Below are 23,514 nucleotides of genomic sequence, written 5' to 3'. Positions count from 1 at the left end.
GCATCGCAAGGCGGAGGAGGTGCTCGATGCGGGTTTCATCGTGCGCCGACGACAACGCAGCGAGGTGCCCGCCTGGGCGCCGGAGATGCGTGCCGAACAGTCGAGGGGGGTCACTTTTGGCACCTCGCCGAGTTCAGGTCGTACGCGACGGGGACGCGGGTGCCCGTCGGGAGTGTGACGTTGCCGTCGAAGTTGCACAGGTAGAAGTTGAACCAGGAGCCGTACGTCGCGGTCCTCGTCATCGTGTTCAGCTTCTCCGGCATGTTCTGCAGGGTCTTCACCCAGATCGCCTGGGTGTCGTCGAGCGTGCTGGCGACCGCGCGCAGCTTGTCCAGGTCGGCCTTCAGCGGCACCCGGGTCTGCTGCAACAGGCCGGCGGTCTTGGTGTTCAGCGAGTTGATCGAGCCGAGCGAGTTCAGGATCGGGGTGACGTCCTTGCTCAGGCCGGTGATGAACTGCTGCAGGTTGACGAGCAGCTGGGAGAAGTTCGCCTGCCGCTGCGAGACGATCTGCAGCGTCGACGTCAGGTTCGTGATCAGGTCACCGATCACCTGGTCGGCATCGGCCAGCGTGGTGGTCAGCGACGCGGTCTTGGCGAGCAGCGACTCGATCGTGCCGCCCTCGCCCTGCAGGACCTTGATCACCTCGAACGCGAACTGATTCACGTCCGCCGGGGTGAGCGCGGTGAACAGCGGCTTGAACCCGTTGAACAGCACGGACAGGTCCAGCGCGGGCGTGGTCCGCTCCTTCGGGATCAGGCCGTTCTTCTTCAGCCGCTGGCCACCGCCGACGCCGTCGGTAAGCGCGACGTACCGGTTGCCGACCAGGTTGCGGTACCGGAGCGTGGCGTGCGTCGAGGTGTCGACGACCTGGTCCGAGTCGACGCTGAACGTCACCAGCGCGTACTTGTCCTGGTAGAGCGCGATCTTGTCGACCTGCCCGACCTTCACGCCGGCGATCCGGATGTCGTCGCCCTGGTTCAGCCCGACCGCGTCGGTGAACACCGCGCGGTACTTCGTGGTCGAGTTGAACGTGATGTTCCCGATCGTCACCGCGAGCAGCGCGGTCGCGACCGTCGTCACCACGACGAAGATCGCCAGCCGAACGGTGTCGAACGTGGTCTTCCGGTCGAAGAAGCTCATTTCAGGTTCACCTGGCCTCCCCGGAGGAGAGGCCCGACCATCAGCGTGGTCAGGTCCGGTACGTCGCCGGGCGCGACACCCATCTCCGGGCCGACGACGGAGTCGATCACCTTCTGCTCGGCCGGCGTACCGACGCCCTGGGTGTCCATGGCGAACCCAGGCATCGCGCGGTTCAGCTGCAGGTTGATCGGGAAGCGCTGGTTCTTGTTGTGGTCGCCGATCACGCCGTCGTCACCGGTGATGTACGGCGCCGGGTTCTGCTGCGTGTACGGGCCCGGCTTCGAACCCGGGTGGCTGTAGTTCCGGCCGACGCAGGTCGGGCCGCGGTGGTCCTTGTACACCGGGAGCTCGTTCGGCTGGTACGGCGTCGGCTGGTTGGTGATCAGCTCGAGGTTGATGTTCAGCCGGCCGTCGCGGAACGTGTCGTTCAGGATCGGGGCGGTCTCGGCCATCACCTGCAGGAAGCACGGCACCTCGGGCGAGTACCTCTCGAGCAGGTCGAGGACCGGCCGGCTGACCTCACCGAGCCGGATCACGCGGTCCTCGTTCTCCTTCAGGAACGAGTTCCCGGTGGTGGAGAGGGTCTGCACGTCGACGAAGAACTTCTGCAGCTGGACCTGTTTCTCCACCACGGTGTTGCCGGTGATGGTCAGGTTGCGCAGCGCGCGGACGAGGTCGGGCGTGGCATCGCCGTACAGGTTGGCGACCTGGGTGAGCTTGGCGAGCGCATCCATCAGCTTCGGGACGCTCGGGTTCAGCTTCTTCAGGTACCCGTCGAGCTGGGTCAGGGTGCCGGCGATCTCGGCGCCGCGGCCCTCGAGCGCGGTGGCCAGCGTGTTCAGGGTCGCGTTCAGGTCGGCCGGGTCGACCGCCTGGAGCAGCGGGAGCGCGTCGTTCAGCACCTTCTCGATCTCGATGCCGACCGCGGTCTTGTCCCGGCTGATCACGTCGCCGGCTTTGATGTGGCGGCCTTCGGCACCGACCGGCGGCACCAGCGCGACGTACTTCTCGCCGAACAGCGTCTTCGGCAGGATCCGGGCGCTGACCGCGCTGGAGATCTCGTCGACCTGGTCGGGCTTCAGCGAGAGCTTGACGGTCGCCTCGTCGCCGTCGGTGGAGACCCCGCGGACCTCGCCGACGATGATCCCGCGCAGCTTCACGTCCGCATGGTCGTTGAGCTGCAGGCCGATGTGGCTGGTCTTCAGCTCGACGTCGACGGTCTTGGTGAAGACCTTCGCGTAGAACGCGTAGGTCAGCCAGAGGAGGAAGCACAGCACGCCGATGAAGGCGACGCCGAGGATCTTGTGCGAGATGAGTCTGGTCATCACCCGGCCAGCCTCACCGTGGTCGTCGTACCCCAGATGGCCATCGACAGCAGCAGGTCGACGACGTTGATGACGACGATCGACGTCCGAACGGCGCGACCGACCGCGACGCCCACGCCCGCGGGACCACCGGTCGCGTGGTAGCCGTGGTAGCAGTGCACGAGGATCACCAGGACCGAGAACACCAGCACCTTGCCGAACGACCAGAGCACGTCTCCGGGCGGCAGGAACAGGTGGAAGTAGTGGTCGTACGTGCCGGTGCTCTGGCCGTAGAAGGTGGTGACGGTCAGGCGGGTGGCGAAGTACGACGAGAGCAGGCCGACGACGTACAGCGGGACGACCGCGACCAGGCCGGCGATGATCCGGGTGGTGACCAGGAACGGCAGCGACGGGATCGCCATCACCTCGAGGGCGTCGATCTCCTCGCTGATCCGCATCGCGCCGAGCTGTGCGGTGAAGCCGCAGCCGACGGTCGCGGCCAGCGCGATACCGGCGATCAGCGGGCCGATCTCGCGGGTGTTGATGTACGCGCTGACGAAGCCGGCGAAGGCCGACGTACCGATCTGGTTCAGCGCCGAGTAGCCCTGCAGGCCGACCTCGGTGCCGGTGAAGAAGGCCAGGAACGTGATCACGCCGACGGTGCCGCCGATCACCGCGAGCGCGCCGGTGCCGAGCGTCACCTCGGCCAGCAGCCGGAGGATCTCCTTGCGGTACCGGGTCAGCGACTTGCCGGACCAGGCCAGCGCCTTGATGTAGAACGCGAGCTGCTCGCCGAGGTGGTCGAGCGAGTTCAGCGGCTTCTTGACCAGGGTGTCCATCAGGGCCGACACGTCACGCCCCCTTCGGCGGGACGAGCTGGAAGTAGATCGCGGTCATCGAGAAGTTCGCGACGAACAGCAGCATGAACGTGATCACCACGGACTGGTTCACGGCGTCGCCGACGCCCTTCGGACCGCCGCCCGCGTTGACGCCCTTGTACGCCGCGACGACCGCCGCGATGAAGCCGAACACCAGCGCCTTCGCCTGACCCTGCCAGAGGTCCGGGAGATGGGCGAGCGCGGTGAAGCTCGCGATGTAACTGCCCGGAGTGCCGTCCTGGAGGACGACGTTGAAGACGTAACCGCCCATCACGCCGACCACGCTGACGAAGCCGTTCAGGAAGAACGCCACCAGCATCGTCGCGAGCACCCGCGGTACGACGAGGCGCTGAATCGGGTCGATCCCGAGCACCATCATCGCGTCGAGCTCCTCGCGGATCTTCCGCGAACCGAGGTCGGCGCAGATCGCGGACCCGCCGGCGCCGGCGATCAGCAGCGCGGTCGCGATCGGCGACGCCTCCCGGACCACGGCCAGCACCGCGGCCGACCCGGTGAACGCCTGCGCACCGAACTGCTTGATCAGGCCGCCGACCTGCAGCGCGATCACCGCGCCGAACGGGATCGCGACCAGCGCGGTCGGGATGATCGTCACGCTCGCCACGAACCAGGCCTGCTGGAGGAACTCCTTCACCTGGAACGGCCGGCGGAAGGTGGCTCGGCCGGTGTCGAGTGCGAAGGCGAACAGCGATCCTGCGTGCTTCAGCGGGGCGGTTGCAGACACTGTCACCTGGCGCCCACCACGTTCGACTCGAAGGATCCCGGCGGCGGGGTGACGCCGTTCTCCCGGCACCAGGCGCCCGGCTCGCGCTGGGTCGGCCGGAGCATGCCGCTGCTGGGCAGCTGCTGGATCGGGATCGGCGGCAGCGGCGGCAGCTCCTGGCCGGCCTCGGCGGCGAGCTCCTCGGCGTCCTTCTCCTCGGACATGCCGATCGGGCCGACCATCTGCGCGTTCAGGAACTGCCGGACGACCGGCTCCTCGCTGGACAGCAGCATCTCCCGCGGACCGAACATGGCCAGGTGCCGGTGGTACAGCATGCCGATGTTGTCCGGGACCGTGCGCGCGGTGTTCACGTCGTGGGTGACGATCAGGAAGGTCGGGCTGAACGCCTCGTTGAGGTCGATCATCACCTGGTTGAGGAACGACGTACGGACCGGGTCCAGACCGGAGTCCGGCTCGTCGACGAGCAGGATCTCGGGGTCCAGGACCAGCGCCCGGGCCAGGCCGGCGCGTTTCCGCATCCCGCCGGAGATCTCGCCGGGAAGCTTGCGCTCGGCACCGACCAGGCCGACCATCTCCATCTTCTCCATCACGATGGCGCGGATGTCGGACTCGGACTTCTTGGTGTGCTCGCGGAGCGGGAACGCGACGTTGTCGTAGAGGTTCATCGAGCCGAACATCGCGCCGTCCTGGAACAGCACGCCGAACAGCCGGCGGATGTCGTAGAGCTCGCGCTCGCTGCAGGTGGCGATGTCGGTGCCTTCGATCCAGACATGCCCCTTGTCGGGCTTGAGCAGCCCGATCAGCGTCTTCAGGAACACGGACTTCCCGGTGCCGGACGGGCCGAGCATGACGCAGATCTCACCGGCCGGCAGGGTCAGGGAGACGTCGCCCCAGATCAGCTGGCTACCGAAGGACTTGGTGAGACCCTCGACGCGGACTTCTACGCCCACCGGTCCTCCTCACGGGATCTGTACGGCTGCCCCGAACCGATGATTACGCCGGTCCAACGAGGGAGCAGTGGCCTAGGTTACGCACGAGTACGTTTTTTCGTAACCCCTGGCTGTCAAGCGATTGCGATCCTAACCATCTGCAAATGCGAGAAGGGCGGTCCCCTTGCGAGGACCGCCCTTCTCTACACATTCGTTACGTCCTTTGACGGAACGTAACCGAGGGTGTCCGGGAACTCCGCGCCGTAGCGAGCAGGTGCTCGGTGCGGTGCATCGGCGTGCGGGGGCGAAGGGTTAGATGCGGAGCATCTTGCCCTTTGCACCCGTGCGGCGAGGTGCCGTGCCGAGTGCCGCGCAGTAGGCGGGGAGTTTCCGGACGCCCTCCTAGGTCACTTCAGGGTGACGGTGGCGCCGGCGCCCTCGAGGGCCTCCTTGGCCTTCTCCGCGGACGCCTTGTCGACCTTCTCGAGGACGGCCTTCGGGGCCGCCTCGACGAGGTCCTTGGCCTCCTTCAGCCCAAGGCTGGTGAGACCGCGCACCTCCTTGATGACCTGGATCTTCTTGTCGCCGGCGCTCTCCAGAACGACGTCGAACTCGTCCTGCTCCGCGGCCTCTTCGGCCGGGGCGCCGGCAGCCGGGGCACCCGGAGCGGCAATGGCGACCGGGGCGGCGGCGGTGACGCCGAACTCCTCCTCGAACGCCTTAACGAACTCCGAGAGCTCGAGCAGGGTCAGATCCTTGAACTGACCGAGCAGCTCCTCGGTGGACAGCTTCGCCATGGTGGCGGTCCTTCCTAACGGTGGTACTTCGTGATCACTGACAGGGTGTTGCGTGAGACGGCCTCAGCTGTCGGCTGCGACCGGCTCCTCGTTGCTCGCCTCGGCAGGTGCGTCGGCCGGCGCCGGGGCGCCACCCTCTGCCTGCAGCTTGTCCTGCAACGCCGCGAACAGGCGGGCAGCCTGCGACAGCGGAGCAGCGAAGAGGGACACCGCTTGCTGCGGCGCCGCCTTCATCGCACCTGCGAGCTTCGCGAGGAGGACCTCACGCGACTCCAGGTCAGCGAGCTTGGTGATCTCGTCCGAGCCGAGTGCCTTGCCTTCCAGCACTCCACCCTTGATGACGAGCAGGGGGTTCGCCTTGGCGAAGTCCCGCAGACCCTTGGCCGCAACCACCGGGTCGCCCTTGATGAAGGCGATTGCCGAGGGGCCTTCGAGCAGCGCGTCGAACGAGTCGACACCTGCGTCCTTGGCCGCGATCTTGGTCAGCGTGTTCTTCACCACGGCGTAGTTCACGTCGTCACCGAGCGCAACTCGCAACTGCTTGAGCTGTGCGACGGTGAGACCGCGGTACTCGGTCAGCACGGCGCCGTTCGAGCTACGGAACTCGTCCGTCAGCTCGGCAACAGCGGCTGCCTTGTCCGGCCTCGCCATGGGATCTCCTTCATTCGGCTTCCACGCCTAGACCCCCGGACAAAGAAAAACGCCCCTGCGCAAGTGGCAAGGGCGTGAACAGACACACTTCACTATCCAAGTCACCTGCGCGGGCCGCCCACCTGAGTGGGACCTTCAGCTACCTAGGGCAGCAACCAGCGGTCTTCGGCAAGCTCCAGAGTAGACGCTGAACTCACTCCGGCAAAATCGGTTGTGGATGCGGGGGGATCCAGCGGTGCATGGCGGTCGCCGCAGCCCAGCCGGTGGCGGCCATCACCACTATCGCCGGCCCGAGGCCGAGCAGCGCGGTCGCACCGGCCAGCAGTAGTGGACCGGCGCCGTTGCCAGTGTCCGCGAAGAGCCGGAAGGCGCCAAGGAACTGGGCTCTGCCGACCGGTGGCGACGCGTCAGCGCCAAGTGTCATGATCACGCCCGCGCCGAGGCCGTTGCCGATTCCCATCAGGAGTGCGACCGCGGTCAGCGTGGCTGTCGTATGCGTGAGCGGGAGCAGGAGATGTGCGAGGCCCAGCACCAGCATGGACGGTACTGCGACCCACTTGCGGCCCAGGCGGTCCATGACAGACCCGGCTGGATAGAACAGCAGCATGTCGACCGCACCGGACAGTCCGAAGATGATGCTGGTCGTCTGCGCGTCCAGACCGATGTGCAGGGCCCACAGGGGTACGACGACCTGCCGCGACGCCCGCACCGCGCCGACGAGGAGCGCTCCGACGCCGAGGGTTCGCAGTACCGGGAAGTGTTCGCGGATGACGCCCCAGGTCGACTCGGCGGCCACCGGGCGGCTGCCGCGCGTGCGGCCTTCGACGTCCGGCAGGCTCAGCAGGACGCCACACGCCAGCAGCGCGGCGACCAGGTGCACCCAGTAGGCGCCGTCGGTACCCAGGAACTTCATCGCACCGGCACCGAGGAACGGGCCGATGAAGGAGCCGATGCGCTGGACACCGCCCAGCGTCGACAGCGCCCGAGCACGCAGCTCGAGCGGCACTGCCTCGCTCAGGTAGGCCTGCCGGGCCAGGCCCCACACCGCACCGGCCAGTCCGGTGCAGCCGATGGCGATAGCGAGGCCCCAGACGTTGGTGACGAGCAGGCAGGCCGCCAGCGCGGCTGATACCAGTCCGGTAGCGCCCAGCATCGCGTGGCGCTCACCGATGCGGTTCGTCAGTGCACCAGCGGGGATGTCACCGATCACCTGGCCCAGTCCGGCTGCAGCAACGACGAGGCCAGCCGCCGCAACGGAGGCACCGAGGTGGGTCGCGGACAGCGCGACCACTGGCGCAATGGCGCCCTGGCCGATTCCGTAGAGCAGGGCGGGCAGGTAGATCGCAGGGGCGATCCTCAGCAGGCTCCGGGCTTGGGACATCACCGGCCGCCGGCCAGCGCCGTACTGCGGTCCCGGCCGGCCAGGGTGGCCCCCAGGAGCTCCGACACCATCCAGGCACCAGCAGCGACCCTCATCCCGAATTCCTCCATCCGCTCGATCGGCATCCGCTGCTCCGGACCCGACACGCTGAGACATCCGGCAACCTGACCCGAGTAGCCGAACACCGGTGCCGCGACGCTGTGGATCCCCGGCGTCCGCTCGGTCAGGGACAGCGCAAAACCCCGCCGGCGGATCTCCGCGAACTGAGCGGCCAGCACGTCCGGGTCAGTGATGGTCGCCGGCAGCACCTGCTCCAGCGGACTCTTCAGCACCTCTTGCTGCTGCTCGAACGGCAGGAACGCCAGCAACGCCTTCCCCGGCGCACCCAGCGGCAACGCGACCGGTATGCCGAACTCCGTGTAGGTACGCCGCAGCTGGTGGTGGCTCTCGACCTGGTCGAGGACGGCGCGCTGGCCGGACGGCAGCAGCTCGTGCACCGCCGCGGTCTCCCCTGTGTCGTCGCGGAGGGCACGGAGCACCGGCAGAGCAGCGTCCCAGAGTCCGGCCGGGATCCCACCGCTGTGTGCGAGCTGCACGACCAGCGGACCGATCGCGTACCGCCGGTGGGCCGTCTGCCGGACCAGGCCGTTCTCCTGCATCGCCAGCAGCAGGCGGTGCACGGTGCTCGTCGACAGCCCGGTCGCCCGGGCCAGGTCGCTGATCCCGAGGTCCGGCGTACGGGCGTCGAAGCAGCGCAGGATCGCCACCGCCCGGTCGATCGACTGGACCGTCCCTCGGCCTTGTTCCTGCATGGTGAGAGGTTATCCCGCTGTACGGGAAAGCGCTGAGGCATATCAAAGCCCGGACCACCTTCGGTCCGGGCTTCGGCCGGGTCAGCCGATGACGGCGAGCGCGTCGATCTCGACCAGCATGTCCGGCAGCGGCAGACCGGTGAAGACGGTGGTCCGCGACGGCAGTACACCGCTCGGGGTGCGCTCGGTCACGAACTCGGCGTACGCCTCGTTCATCGGGGCGAAGTCGTCGCGCGTGGTCAGGTAGACGCGCAGCATCACCACGTCGTCCATGCTCGCGCCGCCGGCCTTCAGGATCGCCTCGATGTTCTGCAGCACCCGGGTGGTCTGCGCCTTCACGTCGCCGACGTTGACGAACTCACCGGTCGCCGGGTCGACCGAGCCCTGGCCGGACACCTGCAGGATGTTGCCCTTGCGAACGCCCTGCGAGAACACCGGCAGCGGAGCGGGCGCGTCGGGGGTGGAGACAGCGGTCTTGTCGGACATCAGGTCTGACCTCTCTCAGTTGTAGTCGGCACTGATCGCCTGCGTGGTGGCGAGCAGGTCGGGCAGGAGCTCGAGCACCTGCTCATAGTTCAGCAGTACGTCGGGGACCGACAACGAGACGGCCCCGACGATGCGGCCGTCGCGGTCCTTCACCGGTGCGCCGATGCAGTTGATGAACGACTCGTGCTCGGCCTTGTCCTGCGCCCAGCCATGCTCTCTGACGGTGACGAGCTCGTCCCGGAGCCGGTCCGCATCGGTGATCGTATTCGGCGTGTAGGCGTGGTAGTCCAGCGTCTGCAGCACGGCCTCCCGCTGCCGCTTCGGCTGCGCGGCCAGCAGCACCTTGCCTACCGCGGTGCAGTGCAGAGCCGCTGGTATGCCGACCTGGGAGTACATGCGCACCGAGCGCACACTGTCGAGCTTGTCGACGTAGATGACCTCACCGTTCTCCCACGCGGCCAGGTGGACGGTCTGTCCGGTCTTGTGGTTCAGCTGGCGAAGATGTGGTGCTGCTACCTCGCGTACGACGTATTGCTCGCGCGCCAGGTCCGCCAGCGCGAACAGACGCGAACCTAGGCGGTACCGGTGCGCGGAGTCCCGGCGTACGAATCGCTCGGCCTCCATGGTGCGCAGCAACCGCAGTACGGTCGTTTTGTGCACGCCTAGCTCGGCGGCGAGCTGGTCGAGCGACCGCTCGCCCTCACCGAGACTGGTGAGGATCTGCAGCGCCCGACCCAGGCTCTGGCTCATGCTGACACCTTGGTGGCTGCCCACTCCGCAGCTGTCGCATTCAGCAGCCGCTCGCGTTGTTCTCTTGGCGGCGGCGGTGCGTGGTCCTCCGGCTTGGTCAGTACTGCGGCCGCAGTCAGGTGCCCCAGCCTCAGCCGCTGCTCCATCGGCAGCTCGCTCAGCGTGCCGGCAAGGAACCCGGCCGCAAACGCATCCCCCGCCCCCACCGTCTCGACCACCTCAACAGACAGTGCTGGGACCTCAGTGCGTCCTTCTGAAGTCACCACCATCGCGGTGTGCGCGTCGTCCTTCACCACGAGCGTCTCAGCACCGACCCGCTCGTACAGCTCATCCACATCCCGCGTCCCCGCAAACACCTCAGCCTCGTCCGCCCCGATCAGCACGATGTCGGCAGCGCCCAGCAACCGCCACAGCGCCGCAGGATCCTTGTCCCGCCACAGCATCGGCCGCCAGTTGAGGTCCACGCTCAGCAGGAAGTCTCGCGGCTGGGTCGCGAGCCGCTCCAGCATCGCCGCACTGCTCGAACTGATAGCCGCAGTGATACCAGTGGTGTGCACGAGCCGCGCTCCAGCCAGCCTTGCCTGCACCTCAGCCCTTTGGAGGAACTCCGGGGACATAGCAGCCGCCGCCGAACCAGTCCGGTAGTAGTGCATCCGCGACCGCGCGCCGTCCGACTCCTTCACGTAGAGCGCGGTCGGCCGCTGCTGGTCGAGCTCGACGCCACCGACGTCGACACCCCGCTGCTGCAGGTCCCGCAGTACGTGCTGACCGAAGCCGTCATCACCCAGCCGCGAGACCCAGGTCGTCGGCACCCCCAGCGCCGCCAGCCCGCCGGCCACGTTGCACTCGGCTCCACCGACCGACCGCCTGAACACCTCGACGTCCCGGAGCGGCCCCGGCCCGCCGGCCAGCATGATCATCGCCTCGCCGATGCAGACAGCAGCGGAGGTGGGGTCGGACATCGGCACTCCCCGGCGGCGAAAGTGATGGGATAGGTGTGAAACACCCGTCGTTGACGCAACTTTGGGCGTGATGCTACAACCGTTAGGTCGGGATGCGCAACGAACGTTGCGTATTCTGCAACCACAACCCAGGGGATCAGATGCCTGCTTACGATGCCGCCGCCGTCGCCGCTCTCGCCGACCAGCAGGTCAGCTGGCAGGACAAGGCCTTGCCGCCCACCTTCTGGGGCCGGACCGTCGCCGACGTGCTGGCCGGTAAACCGCGGCTCTCCCAGCTCCCCACGCCGCTGATGACGCTGTCCGCACCCGGTCTGCGGCACAACGTGGACACGCTGGCCACCTGGTGCGTCCGGCACGGCGTCGAGCTCGCTCCGCACGGCAAGACCACGATGGCTCCGGCGCTCTGGGCAATGCAGCTCGACGCGGGTGCCTGGGGCATCACACTGGCCAACGGGTTCCAGCTCGGCGTTGCGCGCGCGTACGGCGTACAGCGGGTGCTGATCGCCAACGCGGTGGTCTCGCCGCTGCAGCTGCGGTGGATCGCGGACGAGCTCGCTGCTGACCCCGGCTTCGAGGTGATGGTGTGGGCCGACTCGGTGCGGACCGTCGAGATCATGGAGGAGGCCCGGTCGGCGCACGTCGGTCCGGACGCTCGGCCGCTGGATGTGATGGTCGAGGTCGGTGGGATCGGTGGGCGCACCGGGGCGCGCGATCCGGAGACCGCACTGGCTGTCGGGGAGGCGATCGCCGCTGCGTCGACGCTGCGGCTTGCCGGCGTGGCCGGATACGAGGGCGCGATCGGGCATGGGGTGGACGAGGCCAACCTGGAGGAGGTCCGCGCGTACCTGCGGGACCTGGTCGCGGTGCACCACCGGTTGCGGGAGCTCTACCCGTCGGACGTGGTGCCCGTGGTGAGTGCGGGCGGCAGTCAGTACTTCGAGCAGGTGGCCAAGGTGCTCGCGTCGCTCGTCGGCGAGGGTGCGCGGGTGGTACTGCGGTCCGGTGCGTACATCACGCACGACGACGGGCTGTACCGGCGGGTGTCGCCGCTCGGGGAGAACCCGCGGACCGACGGCGAGCAGCTCGTCGCGGCGATGCACGGGTGGATGCGGATCACGTCGCAGCCCGAGCCGGGGCTGGCGATCTTCGACGCGGGCCGGCGCGACTTCCCGTTCGACCAGGACTGGCCGGAGCCGCAGCTGATCCGGCCGCGCTCGGCTGGCTCGCCGGTCCTGGAGGCGTCGGGGATGACCGTCACGAACCTGAACGATCAGCACGGGTTCCTGCGATTCGAAGACGTGCCGGTCGTGATCGGCGACGAGCTCCGGGTCGGGCTGTCGCATCCGTGCACCGCCTTCGACAAGTGGGGATTGATCCCAGTCATCGACGATCCCGATGCGGACGATCCGGTAGTGACCGATCTGGTACGGACGTTCTTCTGACATGCTGCTGATCACGAACGCGCTGGTGGTCGACGGATCGGGCGCGCCGGGCTTCCACGCCGACGTGGCGGTCGACGACGGGCGGATCGTGGCGATCGGCAACGATCTGCCGGCTGCCTCGCGGACCATCGACGCGGACGGATTGGTGCTGTCGCCGGGGTTCATCGACATGCACTCGCACTCGGACCTGCAGATCCTGGTGAACCCGGATCACATGGCAAAGGTGAGTCAGGGCGTCACGCTCGAGGTGCTCGGTCAGGACGGCCTGTCGTTCGCGCCGATCGACAATCCGACGCGGGCTGCTGTCCGCCGGCAGATCGCCGGGTGGAACGGGGAGCCGGACGACTTCGACTTCAGCTGGTCGACGGTCGGCGGGTACCTGGACCGGCTCGACCGGGGGATCGCGTGCAACGCGGCGTACCTGGTCCCGCAGGGCACGCTGCGGATGATGGTCGTTGGCACGTCCAACCGTCCGGCGACTGCCGACGAGCTGGCGCGGATGCGTTCGTTACTGGCCGACGGGCTGCGCGAGGGCGCGGTCGGGATGAGCAGCGGGCTGACGTACACGCCGGGGATGTTCGCGTCGACCGACGAGCTCGTCGAGCTGTGCGAGGTGGTGACGGCGTACGGCGGGTACTACGCGCCGCACCAGCGCTCGTACGGGAAGGGCGCGCTGGAGGCGTACGGCGAGATGATCGAGGTGGCGCGGCGGGCCGGCTGCGCGCTGCACCTGACCCACGCGGTGATGAACTTCGCCCCGAACGCGGGCCGAGGAGCCGACCTGGTCGAGCTGATCGACAAGGGGCTGGCGTCCGGGATCGACATCACCACCGACACCTACCCGTACTTGCCAGGGGCAACGACTCTGTCGGCGATCCTGCCGAGCTGGGCCGCCGAGGGCGGACCGGACGCGCTGCTCGCCCGGCTGCGGGACCCGGTGGCGCGGGAGCGGATCACCTACGAGCTCGAACAGGTCGGCACGGACGGCTGCCACGGCTGCGTCGTCGAGTGGGAGACGATCGAGATCGGCGGTGTCCGCAATCCGTCGCTGTCCGCCGCTGTGGGCAGCACGGTCGCCGCACTGGCCCAGCGAGCCGGCACTGCACCCGCTGACGTCTTCTACGACCTGCTGCTGCAGGACGACCTCGCCACGTCGATCCTCCAGCACGTCGGGCACGAGGAGAACGTCCGCACGATCATGCAGCACCGCAGCCACACCGGCGGCTCCGACGGCATCCTCGTCGGCGGCAAACCGCATCCGCGCGCGTGGGGCACCTTCCCGCGCTACCTGGCCCACTACGTCCGCGAGCTGGGGGTCCTGGACCTCCCCGACTGCATCCACCACCTCACCGGCCGCCCGGCCCGCCGCCTCCGCCTCCCCGACCGCGGCCTGATCCGCGAGGGCTACGCCGCCGACCTGGTCCTCTTCGACCCCACCACCATCCAGGACACGGCCACGTTCGAGGACCCCCGCCAGCAGCCGACCGGCATCCCCTACGTCCTGGTCAACGGCACCCTTGTCATAGACGACACCCACCGAACCAACACCCTCCCCGGCCACTCCATCCGCCGCAGCCCGTAACGCCACCACAACCCGCATGCCATCCACCTCCCCCGACCGCCGCCGACCGCCCGCTCGCCACGCACCACCCTCCCCGGCACCACCGCACCACCTGCCTGCTACGGCTTCGGCCGTACCGTTTGAGCTGCTGTCTCCTTGAGAGGAACTGTTGATGACCACCCTGGAGCTGCTGCGCGCGGATCGCGTGCTGACCGTCGTCCGGGCGCCGGAGATCGCCGACGCACGTGACCTGTGCGCCGCGCTGGTGGCCGGCGGTATCCACGTCGTGGAGCTCACCTACACGACCCCCGACCTCCCCCGCCACCTCGAACGCGCCGCCTCCACCGCCTCCGAGACCGGCGCGGTAGTGGGCGCCGGCACCGTCCAAACCGCCGACCAGGCCCAGCAGGCCATCGACGCCGGCGCCCAGTTCCTCGTCACCCCCGGCCAGGGTCCCGAGGCCGCCGCGATCGCCGCCGCCGCGCTGGCCGCCAACGTCCCCGTCGTCCTCGGCGCCTTCACTCCGTCCGAGGTCATGACCGCGCTGGCCCTCGGCTCGACCGCGGTCAAGATCTTCCCCGCGCACCACCTAGGCCCCAAGTACTTCAAGGACCTCAACGGCCCCTTCCCCGGCGTCCCCCTCATCCCCTCCGGCGGGGTCAACGCCGCCAACGCCCGCGACTTCCTCGCCGCCGGCGCCCTGGCCGTCTCCGCGGGCACCGACGTCGTCTCCCCCGCCGACGTAGCCGCCGCCAACTGGGACACCATCACCACCAAGGCCAAGTCCTTCTGCGCCGCCCTGACCTGACCGACGGCGCGTTTGGCACGAAATGTAGAGGACAACGCCCTGCCTCCGACGTGCCGTTCGACAGCGAAAACGGAACGCCCCAGGAGACTGACATGCTCGAGCAGGACCTACGACTGACGGACGGCCGCACCCTCCACACCTACGACACCGGTGGCAGCGGCTTCCCAGTCATCTGGAACCACGGCACCCCCAACGTCGGCGCGCCACCCGAGCCCCTGTTCGCCGCAGCCGACGAGCTCGGCCTGCGCTGGGTGTCGTTCGACCGACCTGGGTACGGCGGCTCGACCCTCCACCGCGGCCGCACGGTCGCCTCGGTAGCCAACGACACGGCCGCGGTCGCGGACGCGCTCGGGATCGACCAGTTCGCGCTCGCCGGGTACTCCGGTGGCGGCACGTTCGCACTCGGTACGGCGGCCGTGCTGGGCAACCGCGTCCGCGCGGCCCTCACGCTGGCGGCGATCGCGCCGTACGGCGTCGACGGCCTGAACTGGTTCGACGGAATGGTGCCGTCCTCGATCGCCGCGCTGGGCTGTGCCGCGGCCGGCGCCGACGTACGCGAGGCACTGCACCGCTCCGGCTTCGACTACGACGCCGGCTTCACGCCGAACGACCTGGCAATGTTCGACGGGCCCTGGGGCTGGCTGGGCAAGGTCGCCGGCCCTGGCCTGGACGCCGGCCCCTACGGCCAGATCGACGACGACTCCTCGTACACTCGGCCGTGGGGCTGCGACCCAAGCGCAATCACCGCCCCGACTCTGCTGCTCCACGGCACCGCCGACGGCATCATCCCGTCGGCCCACGGCACCTGGCTGGCGACCCACTGCCCCACCGCCACCGTCCAACTGCACGAAGGCGCCACCCACTTCACCATCGTCGAACACGCCCAGCCCGCCCTGGCCTGGCTGGCCGAGGCCATCCGATGACCCCCGCCCCGACACCCAGCCGACCAACCACCCCAAGCCCGACTACTCCCGCGCCCTCGAGTGCACCCATCGCCTCCGGCGATCCGGCGGCTGCCGAGGTCCGGGCGTTCAGGATCGAGGTGCCGGAGGACGAGCTCGACGACCTGCGGTATCGGTTGGCGCACACCCGTTGGGCGTCCGAGCCGGCCGGTGACCTGTCCGAGTACGGCGTACCCAGGAGGTGGGTCGAGGACCTCGTGCAGTACTGGCAGGACAGCTACGACTGGCGCGCCTGGGAGGCGCGACTCAACGCCTATCCGCAGTACACGACGACGATCGACGGTGCGAACATCCACTTCCTCCACATTCGCTCGCCGCAGCCGAACGCACTCCCGCTGATCCTCACCCACGGCTGGCCCGGATCCGTCGTCGAGTTCCTGGACGTCATCGCGCCCCTGACAGATCCCACCGAAGGCCCCGCCTTCGACCTGGTCATCCCGTCCCTCCCGGGCTTCACCTGGTCCGGACCGACGCCGGACACCGGGTGGGGCCCGCAGCGGATCGCACGTGCTTGGGCGACCCTCATGGAACGCCTCGGCTATCACCGGTACGGCGCCGTCGGCAACGACTGGGGTTCCCACATCGCGCCAGAGCTCGGCCGCATCGCCCCGGACTGCGTCGTCGGCGTCCACGTCACGCAGCTCTTCTCGTTCCCGGACGGCGAATGGCTCGCCTACCCACCAAGCACCGAACCGGACCACGACGCGCTGACACCCGATGACCGGCAGGCGCTCAACGCACTCCGCGACCTCCAACACAGCCATGGCGCCTACGCACACGTCCACGCCCAGCGGCCGCACACCCTCGGCTTCGGGCTGACCGACTCTCCCGTCGCCCTGCTCGCCTGGAACGGCCAGATGATGCGCGATCTTGACCCCGACACCCTCCTCACCCACATCACCGCCTACTGGCTGACCCGCACCGCCACCTCAGCCATGCGCATCTACGCCGAGCACCAACGCCAAACCCGGCCAACCACCCCGACGACAGCACCACTTGCCCTGTCCCAGTTCAGAGACGACCTCCAGTCAATCCGCGCGTACGCCAACCGCGACCACGCCAACATCACTTCCTGGACCATCCACTGCGAAGGCGGCCACTACGCCGCCCACCAAGCCCCGGCCCTCCTCGCGCAAGACCTCCGCACCTTCTACGAGTCAGTTAGTGCACGGTGATGCTCCCGTAGCTACTCCGCAGGAACAGATGATGGGTTGCCGCCGAGTCGTTCGGAACCTGAACATCCGCGGTCCCCTGCGCCGAAACGGCATCGATCGAGTACGTCGTTGTCATAGGCAACTGCACCGCGATCGAACCCTCGCTCGCCGTCGCCGACACGTTCGTCGGCGGATCGTCGAACAGCATGCTCACCGACCCACGCCGCGCATCCACCGAAACCTGCGGGCTCCGGATCCGGCTCATGTCGATCGACCCGTCGCTCACGTCCACCTTCAACGGCGAATCCACCCCCACGACGGTGATCGAGTTCCCCGCCGTCTTGGCCTGCACGGCGGCCGACGCGGGCACCTCCACCGTCAGATCCACCGCGCAGCCACGATCCGGGCAGTTGACTCGCACCGCCAGCTGGCTGCCCACGGTCTTCACCTCGACGTCGGGCTGCGCCCTCTGATACGTCCCGTCGAGGGTCACGTGCACCTGGTCGTCCACGCTCACCATCACCAGCGTCGAGATGTCTGCCTCGATCCGCACTCCCTGCGACCCCGGCGCGAACGTACTCGAGTAGCTGTACGGCAGCTTCCCGCGAATCTGCGACACCACGAGCGAGCTCCCACCGGCCACCAGTACCAGCAACGGCACCAGCCCGATGATCAGCATGCGACGCTGCGCGGCGGTCATCACGACTCCAGGTACCTCAGCACCGCGAGCACCCGCCGGTGTTCCCCGTCGGTCGACGACAGGTCCAGCTTCTGGAAGATGTTCTTGATGTGCTTCTCCACCGCTCCTTCACCCACGACCAGCGCCTCCGCGATACCCACGTTCGACTTGCCTTCCGCCATCGCCCGGAGCACGTCCTGTTCCCGCGGACTCAGCAGGGCCAGCGGATCCACCCGCCGCGAACGCACCAGCAACTGCGAGATCACCTCCGGATCCAGCGCCGCGCCGCCGGCCGCGACCCGTCGCAACCCGTCGATGAACTGATCCACATCCGCGACCCGATCCTTCAGCAGGTACCCGACGCCGCCCGGATTCGACCCGATCAACTCGCTCGCGTACCGCTCCTCGACGTACTGCGACAGCACCAGCACGCCGACCTTCTCGTACTGCTCGCGGATCACGAGCGCGGCGCGCAGTCCTTCGTCCGTGAACGTCGGCGGCATCCGCACGTCCACCACACAGACGTCCGGCCGATGCGCCTCCACCGCCTTCAGCAACGCATCGGCATCCCCCACCGCCGCCACCACCGTGCACGCCTGCTCCTCCAGCAGCCGCACAATCCCTTCCCGCAACAGCACAGAATCCTCGGCGATCACCACCCGCACGGTCGCACTCTCCTCTTCGAACAACCCGCCACCGCTCGCACTGGGACCCGCTCACCTGTCGCTTGCCTCGTATCTGCGCCCTCAGCCACAGGGCACCTCCGCGACCAGTCTGGTGCCGCCGTCCGGTGGGCTGGTGACGGTGAGACGTCCATCGACGCCGGCCACACGATCCGACAGGCCACGCAACCCGCTGCCCAGCACCGGATCGGCACCGCCGCGCCCGTCGTCCCGCACCTCGACCCGCAGCACCTCGCCGAGACGCTTCACCGACACCTGGACGTGCGCCGCCTCGGCATGTTTCGCCACGTTCGCCAGCGCCTCCGTCACCACGAAGTACGCGATCGACTCGATCGTCAGCGACGGGCGCGGCTCCACGTCGACGCTCAGCCGCACCGGCACCGGGGACCGGGCCGCGACCGCTGAGAGCGCCGCATCCAGCCCGCGATCCGTCAGCACCGGCGGATGCAGTCCCCGGGTCAGATCCCGGATCTCGGCGATCGCCTGCAACGCCTCGGAGTGCGCCTCCTCGATCAGCGACCGGACGCTCGGCTCCCGGTCCGCCAGCCGGTTCTTCGCCCGCCCGAGCGTCATCGCCAACGACACCAACCGCTGCTGGGCCCCGTCATGCAGATCGCGCTCCATCCGGCGCCGCTCGGCCTCGACCGAGTCGACCACCTGCTGCCGGCTCTCGACCAGCTGCGTGACCCGCTCGGCCAGCACCCCGGTCTCGGACCGCCCCATCATGGTCTGCACCAGCCATCCGTCCAGCGCCGACGCCGATCGCATCAGCAGCGGCGTGACGATCAGCAGGAACAACGCCGAGATCACCGCAGCCACCGACGCATCGGTCATCGTGTCCACCGTGAACGGCCCGAGCTGAGCCCGTGCCGCCGCGAAGTCCGAGTAGTACGCCGGCAGCGCGATCAGGACCGGCGGGATCGACCAGGCGACCACGATCGCGACCAGCCAGACGAATGCCAACGGCAACAACGCGGTGTAGTAGGAGAACTGCCGCCACATCCCCGGATCGGCAATGGCCGTGAGTGCATCGGTCGTCCGTGAGCCCGTCCGCAGCGGCGGCACGAGCGGCAGCACCTCTTGTCCACGCGTGATCCGCGCCCGCCCGCGCTCCCAGCCGCCCAGGATGTAGACGAACCGGTTCGCGCCCACCGCCAGCGGGATCCCGATGAACGCGAACGGCCAGGTCAGCATCGCGACCGTGACCGCACAGAAGGCCAGCACGCCCGACGTGAGCACGACGAACGAGTCGCCGAGCAGGTGGATCGTTGCCAACCACAAGTACGGCGACCGCCAAAGACCCCACGGAGTGCGGGGCACGGGACTCACCGCAGTCGTCACCCGAAGCACCTCCCCGTGTCAGCGCGGTCGAGCTGCTCGGCCGCTGGTCGCACGAGACAACTTACGACGCCCGCGGTCCCGCCGACATCCGGACAACCCACGGGTCTCGTCGGGGGTTAACCCCACCTCCCTTCGTGGGCTGGCCGGACTGTGCGAAACGTCCCGAAACGGAATGCTCGAAGCCATGACGACGACAGCGATCAACAGCGGCCAGGCCGGTGATCTCACCGGCAGACTCGACCCCCGACTGAGCCACGAGCTCGCCCACGCGATCGACGGCAGGCTCGGCGACGCGATCGACGACCGCGTGGCCGACGCCCTCGAGGACTACCTCGCCGAGGGCCGGCTGGACGGCAGGATCCGACCGCGCCGCTCCCCCGGCGGCCTGGCCGCGCTGATCGCCGCCGGAGTGGCGGCGGTGCTGCTCCCATGGTGCCTGATCCTCGCGGCGACGCTGCCGAGCACGTACCAGGTGAATCACTGGAAGCTCGCCTGGATCGGTCTCGACTGCGGCACCGCGATCGCCGCCGGCCTCACGGCGTACCTGCTGCGCAAGGGCAACAGGTACGCCGTGCTGACCGCGATGGCGGCCGGGACCCTCCTGGCCACGGATGCCTGGTTCGACGTCAGCACGGCGGCTGCCGGGTTCGACCGCACCTTGTCCCTGACCGAGGCGCTCCTGCTCGAGCTGCCGCTGGCGCTGTGCGCCTTCGCGGTGGCCGCGCGCGAGCTCCGCCGGTCCTAGCCGATCAGTTCAAGGACCGGTCCCTCATGCAAAGCCCGATAGACCTTGTCCCGCAGCAGATTGGCCTCCGCGTCGGTGAGTGTTCGATCCACCGGCCGGAGGACCAGCCTGACCAGCAGGTTCCGCTGCCCCGGGCTCAGCTGGAGGCGCTCACGTGCGGCCTCGGGCAGCTCGTCGTAGGGCGTCTCGCCGAGGACCTCCAACGATTCCGCGGCGTCGGCGTCCGGGCCGAGTGCGTCGCGGACCTTGTCGCCAAGGACCTCCGCCGACACGTCGGCCGCTGCGCCCACCACCACGGACAGGTCGCGACGGACCGGCGGCATCGAGGACACGGACTTGTACGGCGAGAGGTCGAGCATCTGACTCGCCACCCGCGGATCGGCGGACCTGAGCAACCGAATGTCCCGGATGCCCTTGCGGAGCATCAGCAGCCGGTCGAGGCCAGGCCCCATCGCGAGCCCGGTCCAGCTGTCGTCGAGACCGGCTCGCCGAAGTACCTCCGGAGCGGCGACACCGCACTCGCCGATCTCGATCCACTGATCGTCCAGCAGCACGTCGATCTGCCGGCCGTGGATCGTGTACGGATGGACCGCGGGCACGGTCCGGTAGGTCTGACCAGGCAGGACCGTGTCGACCAACCGGGCGATCATGTCCTCGAGCTCCGGCTCTCCGAGGGAGACGTTGCGGCTGATCCGCCACAGGTCGAGCTGGTGCGGCGTGCCGGTGTGTTGCCAGTCGACCGAGTCCCGGCGGTAGCAGATACCGGCACAGATCATCAGCACGTCGGACGATTCCGACTGCGCCAGCTCCCGCAACGCGGGCGGAATCATCGCGGACGTGTGGCTGCGCAGTACCTCGTCCTCCGAGACGTACCGCGTGTAGCGGGCCTCGCGGGTCACCGCGTCGGCGGCATACCCGAGGTTGTCGTAGTTGTCGGCCATCGGCACGACGGGACTGTCGCGCCGGGTCCAGATCTCGGTGTATGGCCAGGCCGCACCGAGCGCCGACCGGATCGAGTCGACGATGAGCTGGAGGCCGTGCGGACCCTGCGCCGGATCCGTCAGGTCGCGCAGGTCAAGGGCAGCGTGCAGTTCTGCAGAAGTAAGAACGGACATGAGTTTCTCTCCACAAGGACGGTCTCGACGGGGGTCCACCCCGGTCGGCCGCGGTCACCTCAGGAGAGAGCGCAGCAGCAGCTCACCCCGTCGGCACCGTTGTGCCGGCCGGGGCGCAGAAATCGCCGCCCGTGCTGCGTCATATCGCTAGTGTACCGAGGCGGCCCCAGCCGGTCGCCGGGAATTCACCCGACAATGGATCGACCGGGTGCGACGATGGGCCGCATGCGATGGATCGACACGCTGGAAGCAGCAGCCGCCGAGAAGTTGCCTGAGGCAGCGCACCGATACTTCCGGCAAGGCTCGGCAAGCGGGATCAGCGTGCGGGAGGCCGTCGAAGCCTGGGCCGCGTACCGGTTCCGTCCCCGAGTGCTCAACGACGTCTCCGCGGTCGCGCTCGGCACCACCGTTCTCGATACGCCGGTGGACGCGCCGATCCTGGTCGCACCATCGACCCTGCAGCGAATGACCGACCCCGACGGCGAGCTCGCGATGGCACGCGGCGTCGGCGCGGCCGGCTCGGTGATGGGGGTGTCGAGCAACGCCGGCACCAAGTTCGCCGAGCTCGGGCAGACCGGGGTGCCGTGGTGGCTTCAGATCTACGTCGTCCGGAACCGGGAAATCACCCTGCGCATGCTCGATGCGGCGGTCGAGGGGAATGCGAAGGCGATCGTGCTCACCGTCGACACTCCTGTGGTCGGTCGGAAGGAGGACGACGGCGAATCGGTCTGGTCCCTCGTGCAACCCGGCCAGCTCCTCGCCAACCTCCCCGACGGCGACTGGACCGACGACGACCTGGACAAGGCCGACGATCTCACCCCGGACGTCATCGGCTGGCTCGCCGAGCGGACCAGCCTCCCCGTCGTGGTGAAGGGGGTGCTGCGCGGCGACGATGCCAAGCGCTGCGCGGACGCAGGCGCCGCCGGCATCATCGTGTCGAACCACGGCGGCCGGCAGCTCGACGCCTCGATCCCCACCGCGCAGGCGCTTCCCGAAGTCGCAGAGGCGCTGGCCGGCACCGACGTCGAGGTGTACGTCGACGGCGGCATCCGGCGCGGCGAACACGTCCTCGCCTCCCTGGCCCTCGGCGCTCGCGCGGTCTTCGTCGGGCGGCCGGCCCTGTGGGCGCTGACCGTCGGCTCGTCGGCCGGCGTCACGCGCCTGCTCACCGACCTCGCCGACGAACTGGACCACACTCTTCGTCTGGTCGGCTGCTCGACGCCGTCCGCGCTGACCCCTGACCTCGTCACCACCCGATTCGTCAACTGAGACCGAGGAGATCGTGATGGCCGGAGCGGACAGCCAGAGTCTGCGGATCGTCAGCCTGAATGCGTTCGGACCCGGGTTCCGGTTGGTGCACGAGTTCGCCGTCCGCAACGGTCACGAGCACCTGATGGTGGTGACGCTGCCCGAGACCAGCCGGTACGGCGCATCCGTCCAGCCGATGGTGACCGGGCTCCCCGACGACATGAACGTCCTGATCACCCGCAAGCTCCGAGCAGTCGCCGCCCCGGTGATCGACGCGCTGCGGCCGGACGTGGTGATCTCGGCCGCGTTCCCCCGGCTGATCCCGGCCGAGATCCTCGAGATCCCGAAGTACGGCGCGATCAACTGCCACCCGTCCCCGCTGCCGGCCGGGCGCGGACCGACACCGCAGCGACTGATCTACGAGGGCGACGAGCGCGTCGGAGCGACCGTGCACCGGACCGCGTCCGAGTTCGACACCGGCGCGATCCTCGCTCAGCGGATCGCCCCGCTCCCCGACGACCTCAACGGCACCGGACTCATGCAGTCCTGGCGAACGCTCCTCAGCGCCTGCCTGGACGAAGCCGTCCCGCGCCTGATCGCCGGCGACCCCGGCGAACCTCAAGACCCGGACAAAGCCACCGACGCACCGTTCTTCACCGAAGCCGAGCGCCTGCTCGACCTCACCGAGCCCGCCCAGGTCATCCGCCGCAAGTGCGCGGCCCTCAACGTCACGTCCCCCAGCGCCCAGGCCCACTTGGCCGGCGCCACCCACCTCATCACCCGCACTGACCCGGCCACCAGCAAGAACAGCACCGCCCAACCCGGCACCATCCTCGAAGAACACCCGGACGGCTGGACAGTCCAAACCGCCGACCACCCGCTCCGCCTCACCCGCTGACACAACAGAAAGACCCCGGGAACGGGTCCCGGGGTCTTTCTGGT

At 68.7% G+C, this 23,514-nt stretch carries 24 protein-coding genes; 8 read left to right on the top strand and 16 right to left on the bottom strand.

Annotation, left to right across the window (positions count from 1 at the left end; genetic code table 11):
- Positions 1-110: 110 nt before the first annotated feature.
- The 12 genes from AB0E69_RS03450 to AB0E69_RS03395 form a co-directional block, all read right to left on the bottom strand.
- On the bottom strand, positions 111-1,142 hold the full coding sequence (locus AB0E69_RS03450) for an MCE family protein (RefSeq protein WP_360138824.1): 1,032 nt from the start codon (positions 1,140-1,142) through the stop codon (positions 111-113).
- The gene (locus AB0E69_RS03445; protein WP_360138821.1) at positions 1,139-2,467 is read right to left on the bottom strand and encodes an MCE family protein; all 1,329 of its coding nucleotides are present in this window, start codon (positions 2,465-2,467) and stop codon (positions 1,139-1,141) included. The genes AB0E69_RS03450 and AB0E69_RS03445 overlap by 4 nt, the downstream gene beginning before the upstream one ends.
- On the bottom strand, positions 2,467-3,285 hold the full coding sequence (locus tag AB0E69_RS03440) for an ABC transporter permease (protein WP_360140384.1): 819 nt from the start codon (positions 3,283-3,285) through the stop codon (positions 2,467-2,469). The genes AB0E69_RS03445 and AB0E69_RS03440 overlap by 1 nt, the downstream gene beginning before the upstream one ends.
- A gap of 13 nt (positions 3,286-3,298) precedes the next feature.
- Complete coding sequence (locus AB0E69_RS03435) at positions 3,299-4,072, bottom strand: ABC transporter permease (RefSeq protein WP_137258634.1); 774 nt, start codon at positions 4,070-4,072, stop codon at positions 3,299-3,301.
- Entirely contained in the window at positions 4,069-5,016 is a 948-nt protein-coding gene (locus AB0E69_RS03430; RefSeq protein WP_360138818.1) for an ABC transporter ATP-binding protein, read from the bottom strand. The genes AB0E69_RS03435 and AB0E69_RS03430 overlap by 4 nt, the downstream gene beginning before the upstream one ends.
- Positions 5,017-5,402: 386 nt before the next feature.
- Positions 5,403-5,792: a 50S ribosomal protein L7/L12 gene (gene rplL / locus AB0E69_RS03425; RefSeq protein ID WP_360138815.1), complete on the bottom strand. Its 390-nt coding sequence runs from the start codon at positions 5,790-5,792 to the stop codon at positions 5,403-5,405.
- 63 nt (positions 5,793-5,855) lie between these two features.
- Positions 5,856-6,443: a 50S ribosomal protein L10 gene (rplJ, locus tag AB0E69_RS03420; RefSeq protein ID WP_360138812.1), complete on the bottom strand. Its 588-nt coding sequence runs from the start codon at positions 6,441-6,443 to the stop codon at positions 5,856-5,858.
- Between the two features lie 193 nt (positions 6,444-6,636).
- The gene (locus AB0E69_RS03415) at positions 6,637-7,824 is read right to left on the bottom strand and encodes an MFS transporter (RefSeq protein ID WP_360138809.1); all 1,188 of its coding nucleotides are present in this window, start codon (positions 7,822-7,824) and stop codon (positions 6,637-6,639) included.
- Positions 7,824-8,636 (bottom strand): IclR family transcriptional regulator, encoded by an 813-nt coding sequence (locus tag AB0E69_RS03410; RefSeq protein WP_360138806.1) that lies wholly within the window; start codon positions 8,634-8,636, stop codon positions 7,824-7,826. Before AB0E69_RS03410 ends, AB0E69_RS03415 begins: the two co-directional genes overlap by 1 nt.
- Before the next feature lie 81 nt (positions 8,637-8,717).
- Positions 8,718-9,122, bottom strand: a complete 405-nt coding sequence (locus AB0E69_RS03405; protein ID WP_360138803.1) for a RidA family protein — start codon at positions 9,120-9,122, stop codon at positions 8,718-8,720.
- Positions 9,123-9,137: 15 nt separating this feature from the next.
- Positions 9,138-9,872, bottom strand: coding sequence for an IclR family transcriptional regulator (locus tag AB0E69_RS03400; protein WP_360138800.1), 735 nt, complete (start codon positions 9,870-9,872; stop codon positions 9,138-9,140).
- Complete coding sequence (locus AB0E69_RS03395; protein WP_360138797.1) at positions 9,869-10,834, bottom strand: sugar kinase; 966 nt, start codon at positions 10,832-10,834, stop codon at positions 9,869-9,871. Before AB0E69_RS03395 ends, AB0E69_RS03400 begins: the two co-directional genes overlap by 4 nt.
- A gap of 140 nt (positions 10,835-10,974) precedes the next feature.
- Between AB0E69_RS03395 and AB0E69_RS03390 the strand changes: the two genes are divergently transcribed.
- From AB0E69_RS03390 to AB0E69_RS03370, 5 genes are all read left to right on the top strand, one after another.
- Positions 10,975-12,276 (top strand): amino acid deaminase, encoded by a 1,302-nt coding sequence (locus AB0E69_RS03390; RefSeq protein ID WP_360138794.1) that lies wholly within the window; start codon positions 10,975-10,977, stop codon positions 12,274-12,276.
- 1 nt (position 12,277) lies between these two features.
- A complete protein-coding gene (locus AB0E69_RS03385; protein WP_360138791.1) occupies positions 12,278-13,858 on the top strand; it encodes a D-aminoacylase in 1,581 nt (526 codons plus the stop codon).
- A gap of 151 nt (positions 13,859-14,009) precedes the next feature.
- Entirely contained in the window at positions 14,010-14,645 is a 636-nt protein-coding gene (locus AB0E69_RS03380; RefSeq protein WP_360138788.1) for a bifunctional 4-hydroxy-2-oxoglutarate aldolase/2-dehydro-3-deoxy-phosphogluconate aldolase, read from the top strand.
- Positions 14,646-14,737: 92 nt separating this feature from the next.
- A complete protein-coding gene (locus AB0E69_RS03375) occupies positions 14,738-15,568 on the top strand; it encodes an alpha/beta hydrolase (protein WP_360138786.1) in 831 nt (276 codons plus the stop codon).
- A 68-nt stretch (positions 15,569-15,636) separates the two neighbouring features.
- Positions 15,637-16,782 (top strand): epoxide hydrolase family protein, encoded by a 1,146-nt coding sequence (locus AB0E69_RS03370; RefSeq protein WP_360140381.1) that lies wholly within the window; start codon positions 15,637-15,639, stop codon positions 16,780-16,782.
- On the opposite strand, the gene AB0E69_RS03365 is transcribed toward AB0E69_RS03370, so the two are convergent.
- The 3 genes from AB0E69_RS03365 to AB0E69_RS03355 form a co-directional block, all read right to left on the bottom strand.
- Positions 16,769-17,461 (bottom strand): DUF4097 family beta strand repeat-containing protein, encoded by a 693-nt coding sequence (locus AB0E69_RS03365; protein WP_360138783.1) that lies wholly within the window; start codon positions 17,459-17,461, stop codon positions 16,769-16,771. The genes AB0E69_RS03370 and AB0E69_RS03365 overlap by 14 nt on opposite strands.
- Entirely contained in the window at positions 17,461-18,105 is a 645-nt protein-coding gene (locus tag AB0E69_RS03360) for a response regulator transcription factor (RefSeq protein WP_360140378.1), read from the bottom strand. Before AB0E69_RS03360 ends, AB0E69_RS03365 begins: the two co-directional genes overlap by 1 nt.
- 81 nt (positions 18,106-18,186) lie before the next feature.
- On the bottom strand, positions 18,187-19,464 hold the full coding sequence (locus AB0E69_RS03355; protein WP_360138780.1) for a sensor histidine kinase: 1,278 nt from the start codon (positions 19,462-19,464) through the stop codon (positions 18,187-18,189).
- 184 nt (positions 19,465-19,648) lie between these two features.
- Here AB0E69_RS03355 and AB0E69_RS03350 point away from each other — a divergent pair, with 184 nt between their 5' ends.
- A complete protein-coding gene (locus AB0E69_RS03350) occupies positions 19,649-20,209 on the top strand; it encodes a hypothetical protein (protein WP_360138777.1) in 561 nt (186 codons plus the stop codon).
- On the opposite strand, the gene AB0E69_RS03345 is transcribed toward AB0E69_RS03350, so the two are convergent.
- Positions 20,206-21,324, bottom strand: a complete 1,119-nt coding sequence (locus AB0E69_RS03345; RefSeq protein ID WP_360138774.1) for a hypothetical protein — start codon at positions 21,322-21,324, stop codon at positions 20,206-20,208. The two genes, AB0E69_RS03350 and AB0E69_RS03345, sit on opposite strands and share 4 nt — an antisense overlap.
- Positions 21,325-21,549: 225 nt before the next feature.
- Here AB0E69_RS03345 and AB0E69_RS03340 point away from each other — a divergent pair, with 225 nt between their 5' ends.
- Together AB0E69_RS03340 and AB0E69_RS03335 are read left to right on the top strand one after the other, a co-directional pair.
- The gene (locus AB0E69_RS03340) at positions 21,550-22,593 is read left to right on the top strand and encodes an alpha-hydroxy acid oxidase (RefSeq protein WP_360138771.1); all 1,044 of its coding nucleotides are present in this window, start codon (positions 21,550-21,552) and stop codon (positions 22,591-22,593) included.
- A gap of 16 nt (positions 22,594-22,609) precedes the next feature.
- Complete coding sequence (locus AB0E69_RS03335; protein WP_360138768.1) at positions 22,610-23,470, top strand: formyltransferase family protein; 861 nt, start codon at positions 22,610-22,612, stop codon at positions 23,468-23,470.
- Positions 23,471-23,514 lie beyond the last annotated feature (44 nt).

Source organism: Kribbella sp. NPDC026611 (assembly GCF_040638345.1).
Classification (GTDB): domain Bacteria; phylum Actinomycetota; class Actinomycetes; order Propionibacteriales; family Kribbellaceae; genus Kribbella.
Note: the sequence above shows the minus strand (reverse complement) of the source record. Positions and strands in the feature narration are given on the sequence as shown.